General features: G+C 57.9%; 19 protein-coding genes. 7 read left to right on the top strand and 12 right to left on the bottom strand.

All coding sequences use genetic code 11. From position 1 onward, the window contains the following. The first annotated feature begins 111 nt into the window (after positions 1–111). The 3 genes from DDF62_RS25350 to DDF62_RS25340 are packed head-to-tail and all read left to right on the top strand — an operon-like array spanning position 112 to position 3,858. Complete coding sequence (locus tag DDF62_RS25350) at positions 112–2,163, top strand: hypothetical protein (protein ID WP_133244881.1); 2,052 nt, start codon at positions 112–114, stop codon at positions 2,161–2,163. Next, positions 2,163–2,840: a hypothetical protein gene (locus DDF62_RS25345; RefSeq protein ID WP_133244880.1), complete on the top strand. Its 678-nt coding sequence runs from the start codon at positions 2,163–2,165 to the stop codon at positions 2,838–2,840. Before DDF62_RS25350 ends, DDF62_RS25345 begins: the two co-directional genes overlap by 1 nt. After that, the gene (locus DDF62_RS25340; RefSeq protein WP_133244879.1) at positions 2,833–3,858 is read left to right on the top strand and encodes a hypothetical protein; all 1,026 of its coding nucleotides are present in this window, start codon (positions 2,833–2,835) and stop codon (positions 3,856–3,858) included. Before DDF62_RS25345 ends, DDF62_RS25340 begins: the two co-directional genes overlap by 8 nt. Here the strand turns inward: DDF62_RS25340 and DDF62_RS25335 are convergent. Next, positions 3,855–5,081, bottom strand: coding sequence for a hypothetical protein (locus DDF62_RS25335; protein WP_133244878.1), 1,227 nt, complete (start codon positions 5,079–5,081; stop codon positions 3,855–3,857). The two genes, DDF62_RS25340 and DDF62_RS25335, sit on opposite strands and share 4 nt — an antisense overlap. Before the next feature lie 413 nt (positions 5,082–5,494). On the opposite strand from DDF62_RS25335, the gene DDF62_RS03155 reads away from it, so the two are divergent. Next, complete coding sequence (locus DDF62_RS03155; protein WP_133244877.1) at positions 5,495–7,348, top strand: hypothetical protein; 1,854 nt, start codon at positions 5,495–5,497, stop codon at positions 7,346–7,348. Positions 7,349–7,355: 7 nt separating this feature from the next. Here the strand turns inward: DDF62_RS03155 and DDF62_RS25485 are convergent, their stop codons facing one another. The 5 genes from DDF62_RS25485 to DDF62_RS03140 form a co-directional block, all read right to left on the bottom strand. After that, positions 7,356–7,514: a hypothetical protein gene (locus DDF62_RS25485; RefSeq protein WP_165832158.1), complete on the bottom strand. Its 159-nt coding sequence runs from the start codon at positions 7,512–7,514 to the stop codon at positions 7,356–7,358. A gap of 72 nt (positions 7,515–7,586) precedes the next feature. Beyond that, the gene (locus tag DDF62_RS25330) at positions 7,587–7,787 is read right to left on the bottom strand and encodes a hypothetical protein (RefSeq protein ID WP_133244876.1); all 201 of its coding nucleotides are present in this window, start codon (positions 7,785–7,787) and stop codon (positions 7,587–7,589) included. A gap of 451 nt (positions 7,788–8,238) precedes the next feature. After that, the gene (locus tag DDF62_RS03150; RefSeq protein WP_116487765.1) at positions 8,239–9,393 is read right to left on the bottom strand and encodes an SAVED domain-containing protein; all 1,155 of its coding nucleotides are present in this window, start codon (positions 9,391–9,393) and stop codon (positions 8,239–8,241) included. A gap of 3 nt (positions 9,394–9,396) precedes the next feature. Then, positions 9,397–9,837, bottom strand: a complete 441-nt coding sequence (locus DDF62_RS03145) for a type II CBASS E2 protein (RefSeq protein ID WP_116487764.1) — start codon at positions 9,835–9,837, stop codon at positions 9,397–9,399. Further along, the gene (locus DDF62_RS03140; protein WP_116487763.1) at positions 9,834–11,084 is read right to left on the bottom strand and encodes a nucleotidyltransferase domain-containing protein; all 1,251 of its coding nucleotides are present in this window, start codon (positions 11,082–11,084) and stop codon (positions 9,834–9,836) included. The genes DDF62_RS03145 and DDF62_RS03140 overlap by 4 nt, the downstream gene beginning before the upstream one ends. Positions 11,085–11,225: 141 nt before the next feature. Here DDF62_RS03140 and DDF62_RS03135 point away from each other — a divergent pair, with 141 nt between their 5' ends. Beyond that, on the top strand, positions 11,226–12,281 hold the full coding sequence (locus tag DDF62_RS03135) for an XRE family transcriptional regulator (RefSeq protein ID WP_116487762.1): 1,056 nt from the start codon (positions 11,226–11,228) through the stop codon (positions 12,279–12,281). Between the two features lie 3 nt (positions 12,282–12,284). Continuing rightward, positions 12,285–12,779, top strand: coding sequence for a PIN domain-containing protein (locus DDF62_RS03130; RefSeq protein ID WP_116487761.1), 495 nt, complete (start codon positions 12,285–12,287; stop codon positions 12,777–12,779). A gap of 71 nt (positions 12,780–12,850) precedes the next feature. Here DDF62_RS03130 and DDF62_RS03125 read toward each other — a convergent pair whose 3' ends face one another. From DDF62_RS03125 to DDF62_RS03105, 5 genes are all read right to left on the bottom strand, one after another. Next, complete coding sequence (locus DDF62_RS03125) at positions 12,851–15,952, bottom strand: type I restriction endonuclease subunit R (RefSeq protein ID WP_116487760.1); 3,102 nt, start codon at positions 15,950–15,952, stop codon at positions 12,851–12,853. Beyond that, positions 15,945–17,105: an ATP-binding protein gene (locus tag DDF62_RS03120; protein ID WP_116487759.1), complete on the bottom strand. Its 1,161-nt coding sequence runs from the start codon at positions 17,103–17,105 to the stop codon at positions 15,945–15,947. The genes DDF62_RS03125 and DDF62_RS03120 overlap by 8 nt, the downstream gene beginning before the upstream one ends. After that, on the bottom strand, positions 17,102–18,310 hold the full coding sequence (locus tag DDF62_RS03115) for a restriction endonuclease subunit S (RefSeq protein WP_244286717.1): 1,209 nt from the start codon (positions 18,308–18,310) through the stop codon (positions 17,102–17,104). Before DDF62_RS03115 ends, DDF62_RS03120 begins: the two co-directional genes overlap by 4 nt. A 5-nt stretch (positions 18,311–18,315) precedes the next feature. After that, positions 18,316–19,863, bottom strand: coding sequence for a type I restriction-modification system subunit M (locus DDF62_RS03110; RefSeq protein ID WP_116487757.1), 1,548 nt, complete (start codon positions 19,861–19,863; stop codon positions 18,316–18,318). Positions 19,864–20,241: 378 nt separating this feature from the next. Then, positions 20,242–21,360: a Fic family protein gene (locus tag DDF62_RS03105; protein WP_116487756.1), complete on the bottom strand. Its 1,119-nt coding sequence runs from the start codon at positions 21,358–21,360 to the stop codon at positions 20,242–20,244. 799 nt (positions 21,361–22,159) lie between these two features. Between DDF62_RS03105 and DDF62_RS26005 the strand changes: the two genes are divergently transcribed. Next, positions 22,160–24,046 (top strand): hypothetical protein, encoded by a 1,887-nt coding sequence (locus DDF62_RS26005; protein ID WP_116487755.1) that lies wholly within the window; start codon positions 22,160–22,162, stop codon positions 24,044–24,046. A 201-nt stretch (positions 24,047–24,247) separates the two neighbouring features. Here DDF62_RS26005 and DDF62_RS03095 read toward each other — a convergent pair whose 3' ends face one another. Beyond that, entirely contained in the window at positions 24,248–24,562 is a 315-nt protein-coding gene (locus tag DDF62_RS03095) for a hypothetical protein (RefSeq protein WP_208866817.1), read from the bottom strand. Positions 24,563–24,724 lie beyond the last annotated feature (162 nt).

Here is a 24,724-nt window from a genome sequence, read left to right as displayed (position 1 = left end):
CGCCGCCGCGGCACGAAGTCCGCCCCGCGGATTGGAACACCGCGAGCGCGCACCTTACCTCGACTTTAAATCGAGCTTGGCAGTTGCGACCAGGGCGGCCATGATCCGCCGATGTCGTTTTCTACAGGTGGGGCTGTGGGGGTTCGTTTTCCAGTTTATCGATCAATCGACGTGCAAGGGTACGCGCTCTATCCCGGCACAGAGACTCAACCAGGGCTTCGCCACACATTCACTTCCGGCCTCCACCTCGTCGCTGGCGTAAATGGTCTGGGGAAAACAACTTTCTTACTTATGCTATACCATGGCCTGATCGGTGGTGCAGCAATTCGGAACGATGACTACAGCGTTTACCAACCGGACCTGATTAATCGGGACGGTGATCGCTTTAGATCGCGCGTTGCCGATGGGGCAAAAAATGCCCGACTTAAAATCGATTTCAACATAGGTACAGATCTCTTTACTGTAGAAAGAGATCTAAGCAATCTATCAATTTTGGATTGGTCCCTCAATGGCGCAACGCAAGTTGCAGACGAGGAGAACTACAGAGATTCCGTAAAATTTGCCATGAATGTTGGCTCATTTCAAGATGTGATAATTATATTAAATTACATAGTATTCATGTTTGAGGATCAAGGGCGGTTGATGTGGAGCCAGCAGGCTCAAAGGAATGTATTCAAATCGCTATTTCTGACACCGAAAGCGTCACAGGATCTGGCAGAATCCGCCCAGGCAATATCTGCAACTAATAGTGCATACAGAAATCTTCTATACATAGTCAACAAAGATAGGCGATCACTCGTAAAAGCTAAGCGTGACCTCGCTAATGCAGATGCCACATCGGCAGAGTACGGCGCCCTCGCTCAAGCGATCAATGGAGACACCGAGCGCCTGGAGACGCTGGTTGGGCGACGTATAGCAGCAGATGACGACAGGATTGATGCCCGAGCTGCACTGGAGCGCGCGCGCTTTACGCATGACGAAGCGCTTCGGGAGGTCGAGGCATTGAAGGTCGCGCGGATTGCAAGCGCATTTCCAGATGCGAGCAACGCTGGCCACTACATGCTGGCTCGCCTCCTGGGTGATAAAAGCTGTCTGAGTTGCGGCGGCGAAAACGGACCCCTGATCGATCAGTGGGTGGCTGCGGTTGAAGAAGGTTGCTGCGTCGTGTGCGGCTGCGTTCCGGGAGGCCACGACGAAATTGTTCCCCGCTCTACCCTTGAGAAGGCTCGCCTGGCCAAAGCAGACGAACGGCTCGCTGTAGCTCGCAGCTCGCTTGACGCAGCGAGAGAGCGACTTGAGGTCACTATGTCATCGTTCGGTGAGATTGATGCAGGCATCGCCGAGTTGCGAGCCAGAATCAAGGCCAGTCAGGTTCGCCTGGACGACCTTAGCGGCTCACTACCACCGCCACCGCCGGAGATCAAAGCGCTCGAAGACAGGGTTCGCACGCAAGAAATTACGCTCGAACAACTTCAGACAGATCAAAGACGAGCGGAGCTGGACTTTTCCGACGTGTTTGAACAGTTTCGAGTAGCTATCGAGGTTCAGGCAAATTCCATCCGCGAAAAGTTTGGCAACAGAATTTCGGAATTCCTGGTTGAAGCTGCGGAAATAACGCTCGAAACGCATAGGGCCCCCCTTGGGGAAAGCGGGCAATCATACCCTTGGCCTGTATTTAGACTGAGCATGACCTCCGGCACCTTTGAGAATCCTTCGGCCCGCCGGTCCGTGAAGGAGGTCTCGATGTCTCAGGGCGAATTTATAGACCTGGCCTTTCGCTTGGCGCTAGCCGAGGCATCCACAAAGGAGAGTCCGGTCGCTCTCATATTTGACGCCCCAGAAGCCAGTCTAGATGCCCTTTTCATGCGCAGAGCCGGTGCATTTCTCGCAAAATTTACGGAGGAAAACTCCGAAAATCGGCTAGTTGTTACGTCAAATCTGACTAACGCCGATATGATACCCGCTTTGTTTGGGGCCTACATTCCAGAGGAGGGGGATCCAAGTCCGGTGATTATTCCGCGCGAAGAGCGCTCCGCGCGCGTAATCGATCTTTTGACCATCGCGGCTCCAACCCGGGCGGTGCATTTGGTCGGCGATAGATACCGGGGCCTTCTAGATCGCGCACTCTTTCCACCATATGGCGTCGGGAGCGATGGTTTCTAATGGACGATGCTCGGTTCGCGTCTGAATGGTTGGAGCGGCACGGCGGCAATGCCGGCCGCAAGATAAGGCTGTTAATGCTTTTGGATGCTGCTGAGTATGCAGCGATTACCCCAATATCGACGGGGCGGCTACACGCCCTAGCTTATCTGGCAGACGTTCTGAGTCCAATATATGGTCTGGATGCTACGCGCGGACGAATATTGAAGCGAAGAGCCGGACCATACTACCCCGACCTACAGTCGGAGGTTGATAGGCTCGTTGGCCTCGGGTTAGTAGATATTTACAATTTAAAGCCTTCCGCTGAAGGGGAGCGTTTATTTCTCGACGCTGAATTCGGGATCATGCGCGACCGATGCAGCTCCATATTGTCCAACATATACATGGACGCAGATTTCTTACGCTTACGCGAGTTCTTTCGTGCTCTGGCTGGGGCGCTAGGTGCAATCTCTGAAAATATACTTGAGGAAGCCACCCAGGCCGATCTTACTTGGGATGAAGGGTCATCGGGCGCACTGATCGATTTTGCCGAGTGGCGAGCGAATAACCTTTCTGCGCCAAGCGCAGAAATACTTCGTCGCACGGCGATAGAGGACATTGGTGTGGCTGACGAATTTCTCACCGCCTCCGCAAGCTTGCATTTGTACGTTCGGTATTTGCAGCGTTCCGCCAATGGATGACCCCGCATTGAATAAGACGTCAGGCCAATTACGAGCCGATATCATGAAGTTGGTAATCGCCAATGATGTCGATTCAATTCCCGAGGATTTGCCTGACGATCGACGCTTTTTTGTTTCGTCGGTAAAAGCCGCCGCTCATGCAGGCAGAGCAGCTGCCTTAACGGTTTTCGTGTATAGCGAAATGCCCCGCGACGAAGCCGGGGCCGGCAGCTCCCGTATGGTCCATATGCAAGATGGACACGGCAACATCGCCAGCAGAGTAGTGTTCACCGGAAGGGACTCAAACAATGGATGGGCGGCCCAGTCCCCCATCGTGGACCTAGCGACGACATTTGATGAGATTGAGGCCGGGGGCTTCGGCGATCGCTGCATTGTGGTCTGGGACGGGCAGGGGCGACGAGCAACTTGCTACCCGGCTGGCGTAATTCAAGAAAACGCATCCTGGACGGTAAGTGTCCCCTTATTTTCCGGGGATGTTACGCAAGATGAAATTTGTGGCGCACTGAATGAAATCTATAATGAGCACATGAAAACTCCCAGCTCGCATACCGTAAAGGTGTGGCTCGGCGGGAAATTAAATCAAGGCCTCGAAGATGAAATTGAGCGACACCTAAAGGGCGGTATACAGGCTTATTTTAGTGGGAGGTCACGCAGGGTAAAAATCCTTGCCCAAACAAATACCTCGGCCGGAAGAACTGATCTGGTGATTTTGCAGCGTGCGTCACTAGGCGCGGGCCCTACTATCGCGGGAGTTTTAGAGCTAAAAGTTCTTCGCGGCGGAAAGGCCGATGAAGAAGTCACGCTTGAGGGCCTCCAGCAGGGACATGCCTATCGTGCTGAGCTTGAGCTTCCGTTCTGCACGCTTGCTCTATACGATGTCGGCACCAATCTCACTCATGATGCGTCGAACGTGTTGGCAGCGGCGCCTGCCCATCTAAAGGAGGCGGTGAGGGTGCGGAGGTTTCCCCTGTACAGGGACCCTGCTAGCTGGCGCAAAGCGGGCTCATATACGGCCTAAATTACTTCGAGCACGAGTAGGCTCTCAGCAAGTTTGGGATCTCCTCCCTGCTGAGGAGATAGGCGCATGGACCTGAACGGCTCGCAACTCACAACTCTGTAGCCGGAATCCGGGCTTATTTCCGTCAGTATCTTGGCCACAGGAATTTCGACACCGGCATAACAGCTATCACCCACAACTGCGTAAACTCGACCATTGGTCGACATTTTCTGCCTCATGGCCTCTAGTATCGTATGCATATCGCCGAAGTACGCACTTACCATGTCGGGTATGTTGCGATTCCACAGGTCAGATCGTTTTTCTGTTAGCCGCTCCATGGCCTCGATCAGCGCACTGGATTGCAGTGCGGCACTGCTCATGTCTCGAGAAATCTGGACATGACTCCTAATTGTATCTCGGCGTAGCGCCATATTATCTGATTTTGTTCTAAGATAGCCGCCCGACCATAGCTCAATGTTATAAACATCTGTATAGTCAAAAGAGTTGGGGTATGGCGGTGAAAATACCGCTAGGTCAAATTGGTCACTATTTTCTATAAGTCTTCTCGCATCCCCTCTCATCAGATTGTATCTCGACTCCGCTCGACCACCGTAACGGCTGATGTCGAATATCGCGGTGCTGAATAGTCTCATGTAGGCCCGATCGAGATCGGCCGCAGAAAAGGAATTTTTCTCCCAATTTCGCCTATATCGACGCCCTTTGCCGCTGACGGTCGCATTGCAGACATCTACAGCCGCAGATGCAAGAAGCACTCGTAGCAGTCTCTGTATCGGCCCGGCGGTCTCCTTATCTATGAAGGAGCACAGCGACGCCAACCTCCCGGACACTTCAAGAGAAAATAGAAACTTTCCGCTGCGCCCGGGCTCCACAAACGTAGGCGGAGCAGAAGAATAAAAGTCTTCTGGTGCAATATATGGTGCAGTTTGTAGCATTCTGGCAAATGTTCGAGCGGCATGCCTAACATCCACCACGTCCAACTTTGCCTCAATTAAATCGGCGAGATAGGGATTTACCTCGATCGTTGTCGGCATAATTCCCAAAAACTGGCACGCGAGTGCTGTCGTTCCGGAGCCTCCAAATGGGTCAAGGCAAGAACGTACGCGCAATCCGGTCGCGTCACGCGTCTCGTTGGCAGCTCTTTCAACGATCTCTGGCGCAAAGGACTCCTTGAACCGACGCCAGCCCTGGAAGGCTAAGACTTCGGAGCCCGAGTTCGTACCCACCGTCGCAAGCTCTCGGCCGCGCGTCCAATCGCTGAAATTTACGTGTGGTTTCACGGAGCTCGGTTGCGCTGCCACTTTTTACACTCGCGATGGTCGACTCGCCACCTTCTCGTGTAACGGTTGATTCATTATGAACGGGGCAGCTTTCTAACGGCCGGGAATGCGCCGGCCAAGAAGCTGGGAAGCGCAGGTAGCGACCAGGCCGCCTCAACGGCAGAGACTGAATCGCACACGAAAGTTGACCCTCTTGATAATTGCGCGCTAACGGCGACCGTTCAGGCCAATTTATTGGCGGTGGCGGGTGATCGCCTGAGCGAACCAGACGGCCTGGATTTCTGGGGACTGGCTTTCGGCTAGTTCGCCACTTAGCTTCAGGGTGGCAAGCGTATCAGGTTCCATCAGGAGTGGCGTGCGTGGCGCTAAAGAAATCGATCAAGCCGCCCCCACGCGCTGCGCTGCGTATTCGCGACGCGATAAAGGGGCTCTTCCCCAATGGCTATCGGGACTATCCTTGGTACGAGGCCAAGGCTCTTCCGCAGAACCAATGGCGCGAGCTCAATTCCGACTTCGACCATCCGCCGTGTCATGCGGTGGACCTTTTCGCGATCGTCGGGTTCCTGTTGCTGAAAAGCGGGGGTTACCACCACGTGAGCCCCGCAGTGGGCGGCGGTGATAGTCCGCGCATGATCTCGATCTCGGAGGATGATCGGGAGCTGTGGGCCAAGGCGGGCCGTAACTGGCGAAAGGCGCTGGCTAAGGGGTTAGCACCGCCGCCGGCGACGGTGATGCGTCTGTGGTCTAAGCTCGGGGAGTCGTTCGACTCATCCCTTTTTATAGAGCGCTTGCCCAACTCAGGACCAAGGCCGTGGTGGCCGGCGGCGGTGGGCTTGTTGGCGATTGCTGACGAGGCCTCGCTCGGGGTCGGGTTCGAAACTGGCGTGACCAATGCACACGCACGGCAGGCAGAAGCCTATATGCGCCAGCGGATCAACAACGGCTATCGCATCTACACGTTGTCGAACGCCGATCGCGATCAAGTGTGCGTTCTACCCAAGAGCCGCACCCCTAAGGTCGGCTGCACGCTGCGATCGCTCACCCACAATCTTGCCCTCTTGCCGTCGCGCGGGTTGGCGAGGGCCTACTGGAGCCCGGCACCGCCGAGTGCATACGACGAGGGAGAGGCGATGGCGCCGTTCAACCTCGTGATCATTCCGACGCCGTTCAAGGTTCGCGCCAACGCCTTCAAGGCAATACCGGCCAAGGACGCCTCTTGGGGGTGGTTCCATATCGATGCCCACTGGTGCCCAGGCAGCGGGGCAAAGGGTAAGGCCTTTGAAGCTGAGTTGAGGGTATTCATCGATTTCGTGACGGGTGTGCTGGACGCCGCTGCGGTGGATGTCGATACCGTTCACGGTCTGGTTTTTCCCGAAGCGGCGCTGAGCCAGCAGGTCTTCGAGCGCCTGTGCGAGGCGCTTCAGGGCCGGCCTGGGCTGGAACTTCTGGTGTCGGGGCTCATCGACGCGCGCATGCCCAATTCTTCTCGCTATCGATCAGGAAACTTCGCGGCCATGGCGCGGTTTTCCGATGACGGCGAAAATGGCCGACGCTTCGATATCAGTACGCGAGAGAAGCACCATCGCTGGCGGATCGAACGCTCGCAGATCGACAGCTATGCGCTCGGGTCTGCGTTGGACGTCAATTCCGGCTGGTGGGAGAAGATCGATATTCTTAGCCGCAGCCTCGACGTCTTCGTTCTGCGCGGCGGCGCCACAGTGACGACGCTCATCTGTGAGGATCTGGCCCGAAACGATCCCTGTCAGGAACTCGTTCGCGGTATCGGTCCGAACCTGCTGATCGCGCTGTTGATGGACGGCCCTCAACTCAAAGACCGCTGGCCGGCACGCTATGCCACCGTGCTAGCAGAGGATCCAGGCTCATCAGTTCTCAGCGTGACGTCGAAAGGCCTGATCGCTCGCAGCAACGCTACGCGGCGGTTTCCGCCGTCCGACAAGATCGCGCTGTGGCGTGACGACACAGGCCGTACCGAGGAGCTTTCGCTGCCCGATGGCGCTCATGGCCTATGCCTAACGCTTCAACCTGGCAAAGCGAAGGAGCGAAGCTTGGACGGTCGTCTAAATGAGGATGCCCAGTCGTGGCGTTTGAGCGGTATCGTGCCGATCACTGCTGAGCTAACCCCTGAGTGCAGGGGGTCTGTCCTGGAGGGTCAATGGCCCCAGGCTAAGGTGTCGGTCGATGAGGAACTCTAAGGTCGGTTCAAGCCTCGGCCAGTTCCTCTTCGACGACCTCTTGTTCGTCCTCATTGGCCGCAGCCATTTCCATGGCGATGGCGAACGCGGCAGGCGACATCTTTTCGGAAAGGCGCTTTAGGCCTTCGCGATTCTGTTCGAGGAATGCCTCGCCATATTCGAGCATATCATCTCCTCGTGGTTCGTCGGAATTCCTACCACAAATTCCAACGTAAAAGGGCGCTTTAAAGATGGTCCCTTATTTTAGCGCCCACAATACGGCTATCGTAAAATCGCTCGTAAAACGCTCGATCGTCAGAAAGTTGCCGCGCATGCGGTTAAACGCTCGATAAGCCCGTCCGTGGTCGCGACGAAAAATCGCGCTGAAAATCCGGTTCCAAATTTCAGGATCAATCCGTATCGCCATGCGCATGTGTGGATCGCTGAAATTTCCGTACATCTGGTGTCTCCGGCTATAGCCGTCGATCGGTGCCGCGCAGCGACCTCATAATGGATCTCCGGGTCGAACCTTCCCAGCGATCCCGGTCCCCGAAGCGGAATGGAATATGCAGAGGAGCGCGCGACAAACACCGTAATGTGAGCCCGAGCGCCTGCTCTATGCCCAGATCGCGGAACGGATGTCCTAGAGGGCCAGAGCGTCGGCATAGTTCTCAGAAGTGACCGCTTCAGCGCACCAGCAACGGCGCGCAGAGGCGGTAGGTTCTGAGAACTACGCCTATGCCATGGCGCTATGACATGCCGGTTCAAACCATCCGACCGAACTCAGCTTGCACCGCACCTCTCCGGCGAATGCAATGTCTCCCTTCAGGCTATGCCAGCTGAAAGGAGGCATCGCGCAATTTGCTGCTGTCCAGCGCTACCAGCTGACCCTGAGCGTGATTACGTGAACGTCAGCTCGCCAGCCGTTGGGCAATCTCGTCTTGTCCAAGCGTGAAAGTCGGAATGAAGCGCGGTCCTTGGCGGTCGTACAGGACCAAAGGCAGATCGGCCTTGGGCATCCACACACGGCCAAGCTCGACCGCGAGCGATGCCGGCATGGCCGGAAAAAGGTGAATTTCCCGGTCTTCGCCGTGAACCGCCTTGATGCGGTTCAGCAAACGGCGAACGGTCGATCGAAACCGAACCTGGTCCGCCGCGCTGCGGAGAATATCGTTATGCGGGTCGGGGACCGTCAGCGACCAGATCGCCGCGTCCGGACCCAAAACCGCCGTCACCGGCGCGTCCGTGAGGCTCGCGCTGACGCCAATCTTTAGGGCGATCGGCCCCTCGCGGGACGGATCGCCTTCACCGACCTTGTAGACGATCGGGGGCGCGTCGTCTTGCCAGGTCCAGGTGGCAGGCTCGCGGTGTCGCTGCATGACCTGGGCTGGCAGGATATCGCCGATCAGACGGCCCAATTCGATCAGCAAGGGCTGAGGCGCGAGCGCGAAAACGCTGACGTGGCGGATCTCCTGCCGCTCGATCCGTCCGCGCACTTGGGCCTCGTACTGCCGCCGCAGATTATCGCGCTGGTAGCGATAGTAGTCGGCCTCATCATCGCGATAGGCGCAGCCGACGATATCCAGATCGATGGTGCGCCCGCCAGCGGGGTGGTTATGCGGCAGCATGGCCAGGAACAGATCGCGCGTGGAGACCAGAGCTTCGCGCTGGCCGATCTTCGCCCCGAAGCGAACCACATGGGAGGCGCGATCTTGATCCACGCCGGTCACCAGCTCGATCCGCAATTCGTGCTCGCGCTTCATTTCCAGAAGCAGGGCCTCGGGGTGATCCTCCGGGCCGTCGACGTCGATCTCCTTGTGATGCTTCCCGCACATCAGCATGAGGTTCTCAAGGGATTTGGCGAGCAAGGGTGACCGGATGGAGCAGCCGCGCGGACCATCCGGCGCATCAGCCACGATATGAGCAATGAAGCCGAACGTGCCGTCCTCCCGCCCGGCTTCCAGGTCGCCCACCAGGTTTCGATTGCAGCCTCGGTACTGGCAGCGTCCGCTCGCCCGCGCCCACAGCGCGGACTGGACCTTCTGGGGAATGCGCGTCTTGGCCATGGTTCAAGCCTCCACATGGCGCCCGGGCGCCGTCCATTGTCCGGTCGCCCGCCAGCCTTCGTAGGCGGCGAGCCAGTCGATGGTCCAAGGCACCGTGGTTTCCGCCAGGAGATCCGAGGCCGACCACTCCTTGGCGTCCGGATCCAGCAGGCAGAGCGACACCCCGCCGTCGGCGCCGTAGTAGACGTGCGGCAGCATGCCCTCCGGGTCCCCGGGGCGCGGCCGAAGCTGTGGATGGAGAATCTCCACCTGCGGCTGGAGCCGTTGGATGGGGACATGCTCCAGCGCCAACGGCGCCCGATAGAAAACCTCGACCACATAGGTCTGCAGGAGCGGGCGAACCGCTCCGCGCCAGATCGCCGCCCGACCCTCGCGCCGAACGAGCTTGAACGTCGGCCAGATGACGTCCATCGCTTCGATCTGCTGGTCGATGGTCAGGATCATCGGAAGCGACGCTCGCCCATATTGGTGTGAGCGCGGGCGGCGACCGGCGCCAGAAGCGAAGCCGCGCCGCTGGTCAGTCCGGCCAATTTCGGCGTCGACGGTGTCCACAAGCCGCCATTGCGGGTGTAGCCGTGCTCGACGGCCTTGACCTGGCGACCGAGGCGCTCGTTGAATTTCTGGATCGAGCGGGTCACTACGCGCTCCCCGAACTGCACGCGCATCCACTGCTGCAAGTCTTCCAGCTGGACATCGGCGGTCCGCAGCGCCTCCAGGCCGTTGGCCAGCTTGTGGAGCGCGGCGGCATAGGCCTGCTGCTGGCTTTGCGACTCGGGCCAGCGGTCGGTGAACAGCTCTCCCGCATGCTCGGGGTTGGCGACCGACAATAGCCGGCCGAGCCGGGCGGCGTCGTCGATCGCGCGCGCCGTCCAACGCGCCTGCCGGATCAACATCTCCGCCAGACGCATGCCGGGTACGGCCGCGTGGCCGGCGTGACACGATAACAGGATCGACGGCGGGATGCGGCCCGTGGCGTCGGCGTAGAGAATGTTGCGATGACGCTTGAGCAGTTGCAGCGCCACCGTGGTGACGCTCTTGATGATCAGGGGAGTCTGAGCCGGAACGTCATCGGACTCCGCCTCGGCGAAGACCATGCCGTCTTGAGCATAGAGCCGCTCGTTCATCGCCTTGGCGAAGGTCTCCTCGGTCGGCGTGCGGTCGGTATACCATTGGCCAAACGCATAGGCGTTCATCGGCACGTAGATGCCCGGCTCGGCGTCGGCGCCGCCCTTGGCGTGGGCGATGACGCTTTCCTTGTCCTTGGCCGCCGTGCGCCGCGCCGGCGTCACATCCAGGTGCATGCCGTCGGCGTAGTAGAGGGTGACGCATCGCGTCTGGCGCACAACGCGCTGCACCGGATAGTCGGCCAGTGCCGCGTAGAGGTCGTCCAGCAGGGCCTCAGGGCGCAGATCGCCGCCGAAGATCTCGGCCACGATATCGATGTCGTATTCGTCGTCGGTGCCGCGGGTGGAGATCGTGGCGTCGATCCGCATCGAGCCCTGGGGGTAGAAGTAGCTCACCCGGCCAAAGAGCGGGCTGCCCGGCCGTTCGATGTATTTGCGAACCGCCTCGGAGCGTTCGACGGCCTTGGCGTGAAGTCCCGGCGGCAGTTGAAGGTTCAGGGCGATTTCGGCCAGCACCGCGTCCAGCGGATCGGCGAACGGATCATTCTGCGGCGACGACCAAGCCATGGGATCCTCGGTTTACAAAAGTGGGCGAAACAGCGTTATCTCTTCAGGTACATGGGCAGGGATTAGGGGTCTTCAAGGCCTTTCGGTTTACAAAATAACCATCAGATGCGATTTTTGTAAACCGACAACGAGGAGCAGGTCATGATTGGACGCAGATTGAAGGTGGCGCGGGCTTCCGCGGGCCTGTCGCTGCGCGCCCTCGCCGACCGCATGGGCGGCGTGGTGTCTCCGCAAGCCATCGGCAAGTACGAGCGCAACGAGGACATGCCTGGGTCGCGGATATTGATGGCGCTGGCGGCGGCTCTGCAGGTCAGCGAAGGCTATTTGCTCAGCGACGAGGAGCTGGTGCTGGAAGGCGTCGACTTCCGAAAGAAGACGTCTGCCAAGGAAGAGGCGACGGTCGAGGCGCTGACGATCCAGTTGCTCGAGCGCTATTTAGCGATCGAAGACCTTCTGCAGCTTAAAAGCGCCGACTGGGAACAGCCGCGTAGCGCGCCCTATCCCGTCAGCGACGTTCGCGACGCCGAAGATGCCGCGCGATCCGTGCGCGAGGAATGGGGTCTGGGCCATGACCCCATTCCCAAACTGGCGGAACTTCTGGAAGAGCGGGGCATCAAGGTCCTGTCGCTGGACCTTGAGGATATCGACGGCCTAGCCGCTCGCGTGCGCCGCCACGGCCGCGACGCGGCCCGGGTCGTGGTGGTGCGGCGGCACATCTGGGCTGAGCGCAAGCGTTTCACGCTCGCCCACGAGCTGGGCCACATGGTCATGACGCCGGCGGCGGGCGTTGATGATGAGAAGGCCGCGCACCGGTTCGCGGGCGCTTTTCTGATGCCCGCCGATGTCGTGCGCGCAGAGGTCGGCGCGCATCGCTCGATGATCAGCATCGGCGAACTGGTGGCGCTCAAGAAGCGCTTCGGCGTCAGCGTCCAGGCGATCACGTTCCGCTGCCGGGATCTGGGCATCATCGACGCCAAGGCGTTCTCGGCGCTCTATCGCGAATTTGACGAACGCGGCTGGCGATCGCCGCCGTTCAAGGAGCCCGCCTCAATGCAGGCCGAAGAGGAAGAACCTAAGCGGTTCGAGCGGCTTTGCCTCAGGGCCCTGGCCGAAAACGTCATTGGCGAAAGTCGCGCGGCCGAGATGCTCGGCATTTCAGTGCGTGAGCTAGACGCCCGCCTGGAACAGGCGGCTTGATCCATGGGGGTCCTCGTTTCGGATACGTCGATCATCATCGACCTGGAACGCGGAGAGATTCTGGAGGCGGCATTCGAATTGGCCGCGGAATTCGTCGTGCCCGACCTGCTCTTTGAGCGCGAGCTGGCCGGGCCGCTCGGCGATCGGCTCATCGCCTTGGGCCTGCGGGTGGAGGAACTGGCACCGGCCGAGGTGCAGAGCGCCACTATCCTGTCGAGGGCCGATCGCTCCCTCTCCCTGCCGGACACCTTCGCCTTCGCGCTAGCGCAGGCGCGGCGGTGGACGCTGCTGACGGGTGACGCGGGCTTGAGGCGAGCAGCCGAAGCCCACCAGGTGGACGTGCACGGCGCGCTCTGGGTGCTCGACCAGCTGGAGGCTGAAGGTGCCTGCGATCACGACACCCTGGCGAGCGCGCTGCTCAAGACGTCGAGCCACCCGCGATGCCGGCTCCCTAAAGCCGAAGTCGCCCTCCGCCTAGCCCGCTATCAGGGCGGGTAGATTCCTTATCTCAGAACAGCGCGAGCGCGTCGTGTCGCAAAGTTCAGACCTAGGGATGAAAGCTATTGCGTCTAAATCTTTCCGCCTACACCCTTGAATTTTTCAACAAACGCGGAGATCCGATGGAAAACGTCTCGCTTTTTGGTCAAATATTGTGGGTTGAGCGGGCTCATTCTCGGCAAGATGGAATTCAACTCCGTACCGTTCTCGCTTGCATACTCGCGCTTGATTGATGTCTCGATATAGCGCTTAGCGGCATCCGGGTTCAGTTTCTCATCAGCGATAAGCTCCTCTGCTTCGCGAACTTGCTCGGCTTGAGCAAACGCGAAGAAGGCTTCGATCACGCCAGCTTTGTCCCCGAGTTCATCCAAATTTGTCTGATTGATGAAATCAACGACTAGGCTTTCCTTGGCGCGGTTGCCGATACTACCCCGGATCACGCGGCGTATTTCACCTACCAGCTCAGATTTGCTTTTGATTTTCTTGTTATGCTCGAATATCAACTCAAGGATATAATCAAGGTTTATTTCCTGTGACCGGAGAAGATCGACCTCAAACACTACATCATCCCAGTCGATCTTTGATTCGACTTGCTCCGCGCTAGCCTTTTCGCGGCGAATCCAATCTCGGATATCGTTATAGGTTGACCGGTAGTCTTGGACCTTCCGATCAGATGGCATTGGGACAGATTTGAGCTCCACGACATCATCATCGCTCAACTGATGCCGCTCTTTGAATGCCGCCAGGGCTTTCTCATCTCCTTCATCGATCTCTTGGAGTTGCCTCAGGCTTGAAAATTCATCGTAGTTTTGGAGGATATTCTCGACGCGCAGGTACTCGCCGAACAACTTCACAAAGGCCTTTTTGTCTGCTTCCTTCTCAATCGCGGCGGGATCCGGGAAACGCTCGTCAAGTTCCCGGACCACCTCGACAAAGCCGCGCCGCGCCTCGCCTGTCGTCAGGTCTGTGAAACCCTCCATATACTCGGCGTAACTTTTCTCCAGAACGACATTCTTCGTGTTGGCGTTGCCAAAAAGCGTGATCGCTTTGACAGTAGCCCCTTCTAGGTCGCGGAAGGTGACGATGTTACCGAACGTCTTGGTTGCATCGTAAATGCGGTTAGTTCGTGAATAAGCTTGGATGAGGCCGTGAAAACGCAGGTTCTTATCCACGAAAATCGTGTTGAGGGTTGGCGCGTCGAATCCGGTCAGGAACATCCCCACCACAATGAGAAGATCAACTTCCTTTGACTTTACTCGCTTAGCCAAGTCCCGATAGTAATTCTCGAAGCCCTTGCTATCGACGCTGAAATTGGTTCTGAAAAACGCGTTATATTCAGCGACAGCAGAGCTCAGAAATTCCTTGGCGCTGCTGTCGAGCGCAGATACTTCAAAGCTCTCGTCGGGAATTTCGCCAACCGCTTCCTGTTCTTCATTATCTGAAAATGAAAAGATGGTCGCGATTTTCAGCGGCTTTTCACTGCCTATCTGAAGCGCATTCAATTTTTCATAATAGAGCTTCGCGGCATCAACGCTGCTGACCGCGAACAGGGCGTTGAATCCCTTATTGCCTCCATGAAGCCGATGCGTCTTGCGACGAAAATTTTCCAGGATGTATCGGGAAATCCCCGCGATGCGCTCCGGGTGCTGAAGGGCTTGCCGGTTTTCAGCAGCAGTAAGTTTTTTCTGATCCTGTTCTGTTTCGATCGCCTTAAACTGTGGGCGCACATCATTATAATCGACCTTGAATTTCAGCACCTTCTCATCACGGATTGCATCGGTGATGACGTAGGAGTGAAGTTCGCTTCCGAACACGCTGGCCGTCGTCTCCGCACCCAAAGCGTTTTCCGGGAAGATTGGCGTTCCAGTAAAGCCAAACTGAGCGAAATGCTTGAACTTGCGCTTGAGATTCTTTTGCGCTTCACCAAATTGACTGCGGTGGCATTCATCGAAAATGAAGACGACGCGCTGCGAATAGATCGGCAGGTCGCCTTCGGTCTTCATCAAATTGTTGAGCTTCTGGATCGTCGTGACGATGATCTTGTTATCGTCCTTTGATAGGTTTCGCCTCAACCCTGCCGTACTGTCTGAGCCATTGACGCTATCGGGGGAGAAGCGCTGATACTCCTTCATCGTCTGGTAATCGAGGTCCTTGCGGTCAACCACGAAAAGGACCTTGTCGATGAATTCGAGTTCGGTGGCGATACGGGCCGCCTTGAAGCTGGTCAGCGTCTTTCCAGACCCTGTCGTGTGCCAGATGAACCCGCCGCTCTCCGGCTTGCTAAGCGTCTTGCCTTCGAACGAGCTTCTGATCTTCCACAGGATGCGTTCGGTCGCCGCGATCTGATAGGGACGCATCACCAAAAGCGTGTCGCTGACATCGAAGACCGAATATTCCAAGAGCACTTTCAGCAGAGTGCGTTTCTCGAAGAAAGTTGCCGTAAAATCCTTCAGATCCCTGATCAGGCTGTTATCGGCCTGCGCCCAGTTCATCGTGAAGTCGAAGCTGTTTTTATCGCGCTTGGTCGTGTTGGCGAAGTAGCGTGTGTCTGTGCCGTTTGAGATCACGAAGATCTGCAAATACTTGAAAAGAGAATTGTCTGAGTTAAAACTCTCCTTGCTGTAGCGGTGTATCTGATTGAAGGCCTCTCGGATGGCGACGCCGCGCTTCTTAACCTCGACCTGCACTAGAGGCAGCCCATTCACCAGGATCGTCACATCGTAGCGGTTCGCGTACGTCCCGACCTGCTCGAATTGCTTGATGACCTGGACCTTGTTGCGGCAGACATTCGTCTTATCGACGAGATAGATGTTCTGAATGCGGCCATCATCGAAGACGAAATCGAATATATAGTCTTCGTGGATTTTGCGGGCTTTGTCCGTGACGCTGTCACTGGGGCGATCCAAATAGGTCTCAACGAACCGCGCCCACTCCTTGTCGCTAAATTGAACGTCGTTGAGCGACTGAAGCTGGACGCGAATATTTGCCAGCATGGCACCAGGTGATCGCAGATTGTTTAGAAACTCGTAGCCCTGGTTGCAAAGGTCCTGGACAAGCTCGCGCTCCAGGTCCGCCTCAGACTGATAGCTGTTAGCCGCTTCCCATGCGCGCACATATTTATCGAGCACGATGAAGCGGTTGGTCTCTGCGATTGGCTTGGTTTGCTCAGGCATTCGGTGTGCGCTCCTGCCAATAGCTGTAATTGTTGCGCAAATGCTCCAACAGAAGCTTCACCGTCTGCTTCTCCTGCGGGGAGGGCTCGGCAACGGCCTCGTTGGAAAGTGTGCTATGGCTCGTGAATTGGATTATTCGGTTCAGATAGAGTTTCTTGTCGCCGGGCAGAAGCTCAGACCACCGTGGATAGCCCAGAAAATTCGATGTTTTCTCATACAGGTTGCGCAGCAGTGTGAAGTGATACCGTTCGATCTTGTCCGCCGCAATCGCCTGCTCCAGCGTATGCTTGAGGTAAAGGTGGTACGAAAAGCTCTGGTTGGAATCGCCGTTCTTCGCATTCAGCTCAAAGGTTCCATCCTCTAGCCGCTTCAGCATGTAACAGGTTTTCTGTTGCAATTCATTGAATAGCACATTGAAGAAAAGCGGGTTGTGCGTTGTAACGATGAACTTCAGGCCGTTCGTGCTTTCGCTGCTTGTGATCAGGCCTGCCACATCGACGGCAAGCTGAATCAGGTGGTTCTCATCCAGTGAGCTGACCGGGTCATCGATAAAGATATAGTCGAGGTCATTGAACTGATCCGTTTCGCGCTCATCGAGTTCGGCGGTGTTGCGGGTGCTGATGACCTGATCCAGCAGGCAATAGAAAACGCTCCAGATGAAGTTGCTCTCTTCGCCCTTGGAGATTTTGAGGTTGCCGGTGCTTGTATCTGTGCCGCGTTCGAGCGAGAAGGTCACTTCGGAAAACGCCGGGACCGTGACCTCATTATCGTACTTGTCTTTGATTTTGTACTCTTCGTTGAAGCGCGGAGTCAGGTTCGGTTGGGTGTAGCGCTGGAACGCGGTGATAACCCTGATATCGAGACCAAGATCTTCAAATGCGGATTTGGTGAAGGCGTTCGGATGAATGCGAAGCTTGCGCTCCGTGTCGCCGTCCAGGTCATTGTCCCAATAGAAAAGGTCTTCGGTAAACGCGTTATAATAAAGGACTTTCGGGCGGCGTTGGTCTAAGCGCTCTTCCGCCTTCGGATCAATGAGGTCTTTCATGGCGAGGGACAGGCGGGTTTTGCCTGTGCCGTTGAAGGCATAGATCAGTTGCACCTTTTTGTTTGCTTCGTGCAGATGATTAGCGATTTCCTCAAGTGTTTTGCTCATGCCGCAGCCCCCGCGTGAAAGCCCAGGAGCAGGTTGCGGTAGTGTTCATATTGCCGCTGCCGCAGCGCGATTTCGCGCGGCAGGCCTTCGCTGAGGGAGGTGGTCAGCGTGTTGAATTTATCGAGGATGCCAACGATGCGGGCTTGCTCTGCTAAGGATTTTTCGGGGTCATGGGGAAACGGAATGGGAATTTCAAAGTCTTTGATGATTGCAGAGTTTAGATCACCCCGCGCGCCCTGTCCCATTCCTTTGATTTTGTCGTAGTTCATGCTGACCCAATGGAAGACGTAGCGATAAAGCGCTTGCTTTGGGTCGATTTCCAAGCAGCAGCAGTGCTGGTTGGTTGTGGTCGGTATTTTGTTAATTCCCGACCGACCAGCAGTTGCCCCCGAGATAGCTACAATCACGCAGTTGGCGGGCACCCATTTTGCTGCCGTTTCTTTAAGCGCAAGTGGCGTGATCTTTTCGGACACTTCGTAAATGTCTGAGAAAACAACCTCCTGGGTCCGCAGCCAAGGGATGGTGCCCCCTTCATAGTATTTGGCGCTTCCCGCTTTTGGTGTCGCACCGGAGTAGGATTTCAGGGTCACATCTCCCAATGTCTTCCACTCCACTTCCTCATCTTCAAAACTTAGAAGTCGATTACGGTAGTGATCGTACTGTTTTTTGCGGGCGGTTAGTTCGGCGGTTAGTTCGGCGGTTAGCTCAGCGGTTAGCTCCGTGAAGCTGTCGAGTATCCGCACAATCTCGCCCTGTATCGCCAGCGACCTCTCCGGATCATCGGGGCATGGGATGGGGGTCAGGATATTCTCAACCACGAAAGCGTCGAGAGTTGGAATTCCGGCAACCCTTACTTGACCCTTGATGTAATGTTCGCGGCCGATCAAAAAATGATATAAGAACTTGCTATTGACCGCTTCAGCGTGCGCCAAGGTGAAGCAACCATCAGAAGACCAAAAATCAACGGAACTGAATCCCACCGTTCCCGCAGAAGCTCCGACGTTGATCACCATCACTGAGTTGGCGGGGCGATTAGCTTCGCCGTAGTAGCCCAGGGGATCAAGCCCACCGTGGAAAACGGGGTAAGCGCCATCCTCGGTCAGTTCGCTTTTGGTTAGCCGTTTCCCTCGCAGAACCTTGACAACTTGCCCCAACGGCATCCATTCCACCGCCGCCCCATCCAAAAGCCGCTTCAAATACCCCATATCGCTCACGCCTCGATCTCAGCGACGATCTCGTCGATGTCGGCGCGCAACTGGTTGATCCGCGCAACGGTTGTCTTCAAATCAGCATTCAGCACGGCGATATCCGTCACCTCACGGGTATCCTTGGGCTGCACATAAGCGCTGACCGACAGGTTATAATCATTGTCGATGATGCGTTGCTGATCCACGCATTCCGCCACATGGGCCACATTTTCCTTAGTGGCAAAAAGGCGAATAACTTCGTCAGTATGGCGATCTTCCATCAGGTTGGTGTTGGTGCTTTTGCGGAAAAACGCCTCGCCCGACGCGTCAATGAACTGCACATCAGTGCCCGTCTTGTTCTTGGCCAGCACAAGGATCGTCACCGAAATGGTGGTGCCAAAGAACAGGTTCGGCGCAAGCGCGATCACGGTTTCAACATAGTTGTTATCGATCAGATATCGGCGGATTTTCTGTTCCGCCCCGCCGCGATAGAAGATCCCCGGAAAGCATACAATCGCCGCGCGGCCCTTCGCTGACAGATAGCTGAGTGCATGGAGGACGAAGGCAAAGTCTGCCTTTGATTTCGGTGCCAACACACCCGCTGGCGCGAACCGCTCGTCATTGATTAGCGTGGGATCATCCGAGCCAATCCACTTAACCGAATAGGGCGGGTTGGACACGATAGCGTCAAACGGCTTGTCATCCTGGAAGTGGGGCTGGGTGAGCGTGTCTCCGCGCTGGATGTTGAACTTGTCGTAATTGATGTTATGCAGAAACATGTTCATGCGGGCGAGGTTGTAGGTCGTGTGATTGATCTCTTGCCCGAAGAAACCCTCTTCGATGATATGCGCGTCGAAATGCTTCTTGGCTTGCAGTAGGAGCGAGCCGGAGCCGCAGGCGGGGTCGTAAATCTTGTTGACCTTCTCCTGCCCATGCATGGCGAGCTGCGCGATGAGTTTGGAGACGTGTTGCGGAGTGAAGAACTCACCTCCGGATTTGCCCGCATTAGCAGCGTAGTTTGAAATTAGGAATTCGTAGGCATCGCCGAAGAGATCAATCTGGCTGTTGTCGAAGCCTCCGAAATCCAGCTCAGCAACGCGTTTCAGCACTTTGGCGAGACGGCTATTCTTCTCCGTGACCGTGTTGCCAAGCCGCATGCTGGTCGTATCGAAGTCGGTAAAGAGTCCTCTGATGTCCTGCTCGGACGGGTAGCCATTCGCTGACGACTCGATCGCCGCGAAAACCTGAGCCAGATCAGTGTTCAGGCTGTCATTCGTGTTGGCGCCTTTCGCCACATTGACGAACAGCTGGCTGGGGTAGATGAAATAGCCTTTGGTCTTGATGGCATCATCCTTGATGTCATCAGTGACGATATCGTCCGCCAGATCAGCATAGTTGATGCTGTCGTCATCCGCCTCGATATAGGCGGCGAAATTCTCGCTGATGAAGCGGTAGAAGAGCGTACCCAGGACATACTGCTTGAAGTCCCATCCATCGACCGAGCCGCGCACATCATTCGCGATATCCCAGATTTTTCGTTGAAGCGCGGCGCGTTGCTCCTGGCCCGTCATCTCTCTTCACCCTCTTCGGACTGGCCTCTCATCCGACTCAGTCCTCAATAACAACCCGCTGAGATCACCAGGTCCACCGAACCCGGAAGCCGGATAGCTTCCTGTCGGCAGTCGGGTTTAGGTGTCAACGGCTGCCTAGCTATTTGCCCGCGACATCCATGCAACTGCGTGGATAACCCGTGCTAAGCACTCCGCCAGCTGCAAGCGACCCCAGGCACGACATGTGCGCCCTGAGCGACTCAGAACGCGCGACGTCGGCGCGCCGCTTTTTTGAAATCGGCCACCGCTGCCTAGCGGCTAAGGTAAAGTGTGCTGGGATCCGAGCTTCCGGACGTCGGTAACAGTTCTCGATGTGCTGACTGCAGAGTCCGGATAGGGTCAAATATCCGCCTTGGAATGTGCGAGGGCGTAACTTGTACTCCGCCCCCCACCGATATCCCTGACCAACACACCGCGCGTGATTAGGTCGTCGATATCGCGCCCGGCAGTATCCTGGGAGCACTTCGTGATCGTCGCCCATTTCGACGATGTCAGCTTGCCCTCAAAACCCGCAAGCAGCCGCTGAAGCATCGCCCGCTGACGCTCATTAAAGGCCTCACCCGCATGGGTTTCCCAGAAGCGCGCGGCGGCAAGCACCGTCGCTAACGTGGCCTCGGCACCATCAAAAGCCCGGTCGAGACAGCCTAGGAACCACGCGATCCACCCCGTGACATCGACGCCCCCCTTCTGCGTCGCCTCCAACGTGTCGTAGTAATCCTTCCGCTCCAATCGGATCTGCGAGGACATGCTGTAGAAGCGCTGAGGACTACCGTCCGAGCGCGCGAGCGCCATGTCGGCGATGGCTCTGGCGATGCGTCCGTTGCCGTCCTCGAACGGATGAACGGTGACAAACCAAAGGTGAGCGAGCGCAGCTTTGACGACCGGATCGTCTCCAGCATCGCCATTGAACCACCCCAGAAAGGCCCGCATTTCGTCGGCCAAACGACCGGCCGCTGGCGCCTCGTAGTGGACTTTCTCGCGCCCGATCGGCCCGGAAATCACCTGCATCGGGCCGGCATTTTCATCGCGCCAGGCGCCGACGACGATCTTGCTAAGGCCGCTATATCCGGTCGGGAAGAGCGACGCGTGCCAGCCTAGAAGACGCTCTTCGGATAGCGGTTGATCGAACCGCTGGGTGGCGTCGAGCATCATTTCAACGACACCATCGACGTGGCGATCGGCAGGTTTGAGCGCCCCAACATCGATTCCCAGGCGTCGAGCGATGGACGATCGAACCTGCTCCTTGTCGAGGATTTCGCCCTCGATCTCGCTCGATTTCAGGACGTCTTCGGTAAGGGTTCTTAGCGCGGCTTCCTCGCGCAGCGAGAACCCCAAGGCATCCATCCGGCCGAGCAGACGGCCTTGCCGATGGCGGACATGAGCGAGCTGGTCCGCAAGCGCCGCCTTGTCCCATTCAAGGTTCGGCCAGCCGTCCCGGTCGTATATATAGTGCGCCATAGCCCGTGCCTTTCGGCCGAAGTTTGGGCGTAGGCTCCCGCCATGGCAAGCCCATTCTCCGCACTTTATGCGGAGATAATTCGGCCTAATCTCCGCATCCACGTTTGCCGCGACGCCGCCAGTCCCTCCCTAAGCACTAGGACTTAGCCAGTCCGTCCCGGCGGAGCCGTGCTTTCTGTGGTGGCTAGGAGTGCTGGGGAACAGATAGAGCGCAGAAGTTCAGGCGGGGGGAGGTTCGGCGTAAGGCAAGATAAAGCTACGGCGCCAACCCCATGGGTTGGCTGCCGTAAGTAATTGTCTGCACATCGTTTTTCGGCGCGGCCGCTTGGCGCCACGCCCTCGAACCTGGCGCCGGTTTGGCGCCAGGTTCGAGCTAATCGGCTGATTTTCTTTGTTCTTTCCCGGCTTCGCCGGGGTGGGGCCAGCCGTCGGGCAGCCCCTCAAGGGCGGCTAGCGCCGTCGCCTTCGGCGATGGCCTTCGGCCACCCTTGACCGGCCGCCCGTCGCCCGACCTAGTCTCGGCATGCGGCTTAAGCCGCAATGTAAGCACGCTTGAGGTTTTAGGTCAGGCCCCTGCCTGTGGCCGGCGGCACACGCCCGGGTTCAATTTTCTAGACCGGTAGGGTGCAGGCCCCGTCCAGGGGTCTTACGCCAGCGGACAAATGGCTCCGCGCGTCAGTGCGAACCTATGCCACCTAAACTCAAGACCGCGCCCACGGGCGCAGCTGCAACCCAAGCGACCGAGACCGAAGCCTCTCCAAGCAAGACCAGGAGACCCTACAAGCGACGGCCCGTGGTCATGTACCCCGAGCCCCTATGGACCGAGTGGGAAGACCCCGACGACTTCGCTGATGCCTTCCAGCTCCATGTCGAGCGACACGGGGAGAACGTCTACCGACTGCAGAAGGCGATCACCGCCCAGGGCTTCAAGATCGACACCCAGACCCTCTACACATGGAAGCGCGGCGAGAAGGAGCCGCGCAGCGCCACGGGCCTTCGCGTCCTCAAGGCGATTGAGCGGCGCTATCGCCTGCCCGATGGTTACTTCTCCTCCAAGCTCGCTCACCCCGGCCGGATGATCACCGGCGGCGGGCTGGAAAAACTCTCCGTGGTCGAGCGCCGGCGCCTGGCCTGGCACCTGCCAGATGACTTCGACCTGCTCCCGAGGGCCAAGCGAGCGGAGATCCTGGCCTGGGTGCGCACGGTGATTATCTCCGGCGCCACCGACTATCGGCGCTATCACGCCAATGCGGTCCTCCATCGCTTCTCGTTCCGGTTCTCGGAGGGCGCCTCGCCGCTGCCGTTCCCCAAGCCCCGACCACTTGAGGAGCGCTTGTCCGACAGCGGCGAGCCCGAGGCCGGCAGACCGGTACAGACCGAGCGGGCGCCGATTATCCTCGATACCGAAGCCCGCGACCTGCGGCTCTTCAAGACCGCGACCCTGACGACCGGCGGCCGGGGCCGTAACGGCGTATGGAACGACGAGACGGCCAACCAAAAGATGGAGCACTTGGGGCTCCTGTTTGGGGCGCTGGCGGCCTGCCCCGAGGGCGAGGTTCGCGGGTATGGCGCGCCTATCCGCTGCATGACCTTCGCGGTCCTGCTCTTCCCGGCCGTGTGGGATTGGTATCTGCGCTGGCGAGAGATCAAGCGCGGGTTCTTCACCCGGTGGGAAAGCGAGATGCTCACCGTCGTCGCCGGCCTCACCCGCGAGGGCACCGGCTGGCTTCGCCAGTCGCCGCACCTTGCCGGCTACCTGCGCCCCATCGCCGGCCTCATCACCCCAGCCGACATCGTGGCGGCTACCGAGGATTGGGAAGGCGTCTGCGAAACCATCCACCGCCACGCCATCGTCAGGGCCAAGGAGGTCGATCGGGTGGCGCGGGTGCATCGCGATCCGTTCGAGCCGATCCTGACCATTCTGGAGGCCGACAGCCCACTAGGTGAGTATCGCAAGATCGCCGAGGAGGTTCGCCGGCGCCGGCCAGATCGGCGTCGGTTTCCCGTAGCCGCCGCCGAGGCGACGCGGGGCTATCTGATGATTCGCATGGGCCTGCATCTGGGGCTCCGGCAAAAGAATCTCCGCCAGCTCCTCGTCGTCCCGCGTGGGCGCAGCCCGACGCCTGAGCGCCAGCTAGAAGCCCTCAAGAGGGGCGAGCTGCGATGGAGCGACCGGGACGACGGATGGGAGGTCTTCGTGCCCGCAGTAGCCTTCAAGAACGCCGGATCGACCTTCTTCAGGAAGAGCCCGCTGCGGCTGATCCTGCCGGACCTGTCGGGCCTCTATGACGAGATCGACGTCTGGCTACGCCTGGACCGGAAGGCCTTGCTGAAGGCCCAGCCCGATCCGCGCACCTTCTTCGTCAAGACGGTGAAGAACAAGAGCAACAGCGGGGCCTACGAGCAGCACAAGTTCTATGAGGCCTGGCGCTCGATCATTCAGCGCTACGGGATCTACAACCCCTACACCGGCAAGGGCGCCATAGAGGGGCTGCTACCGCACGGCCCGCACAACGTGCGCGACGTCCTGGCGACCCACGTCCTCAAGCAGACGGGCTCCTACGAGCAGGCCAGCTACGCCATCCAGGACACGCCTGACACCATCGCCGAGCACTATGGCCGGTTCCTTCCGCAGGATAAGGCCGCTCTAGTGGCGCAGGTTCTCAATCAGGTTTGGGGGAGCTGAGGTCGAAGCCGTCGGCCTTCACTAGCCGGAATTGGCCCTAGCTGACTGCAAGGCTAAGGCTGCTCCACCGACGGCCAAGGCGCGAACCAAGCAAGCATGATGAAATGGAGGGCGGCCCTACTGGGCCGCCCAAATCAACTTCAGGACCCAAGAAACGGAAGGCATCGCCGTTGGCGCATAGTCGCGTAGCGGGATCGGCGATCAGTTTCCGCGCCGATACGCATCAACCTCAGCCTTGCTGACGTCAGATGGGTAGCACATGGGAGCGTAGCCACCGCCACGGCTATAGGCGCTACGGCCACCACACGAGCTACCATTCCGAGCGGTGTTGTAAGGGCAGGCGCAGCTCCCCGGGTAGTTGGCGATCGATTGTTGGATGATCGCCTTCTTGATCTGCGCATCTGAAAGCTTTGGTGCAGCGGTTGCGCCAGCGGGGATCATCGCGACGAGTGCTGTCGCAATCAGGAAGGTTCTAAGCAAAGTGACATCCTCAATGGTGAAGCTAAGCTTGACCATTGCAACTCGGCAGGTCGGAGTTTGTGCAGAACGTCACATGATGGGTGGCTAGCGCATGCGGGAAGGCGCACGCCCGCACTGCGTCTCGATGTGATTAGTGGAAGAAGGGCGGGCGAGCCGATGACCGTCAGGTCCCATCGGAGCAGGCAATTTCTCAAGGCC

It is taken from the genome of Caulobacter radicis (assembly GCF_003094615.1).
Classification (GTDB): Bacteria; Pseudomonadota; Alphaproteobacteria; order Caulobacterales; family Caulobacteraceae; genus Caulobacter; species Caulobacter radicis.
Note: the sequence above shows the minus strand (reverse complement) of the source record. Positions and strands in the feature narration are given on the sequence as shown.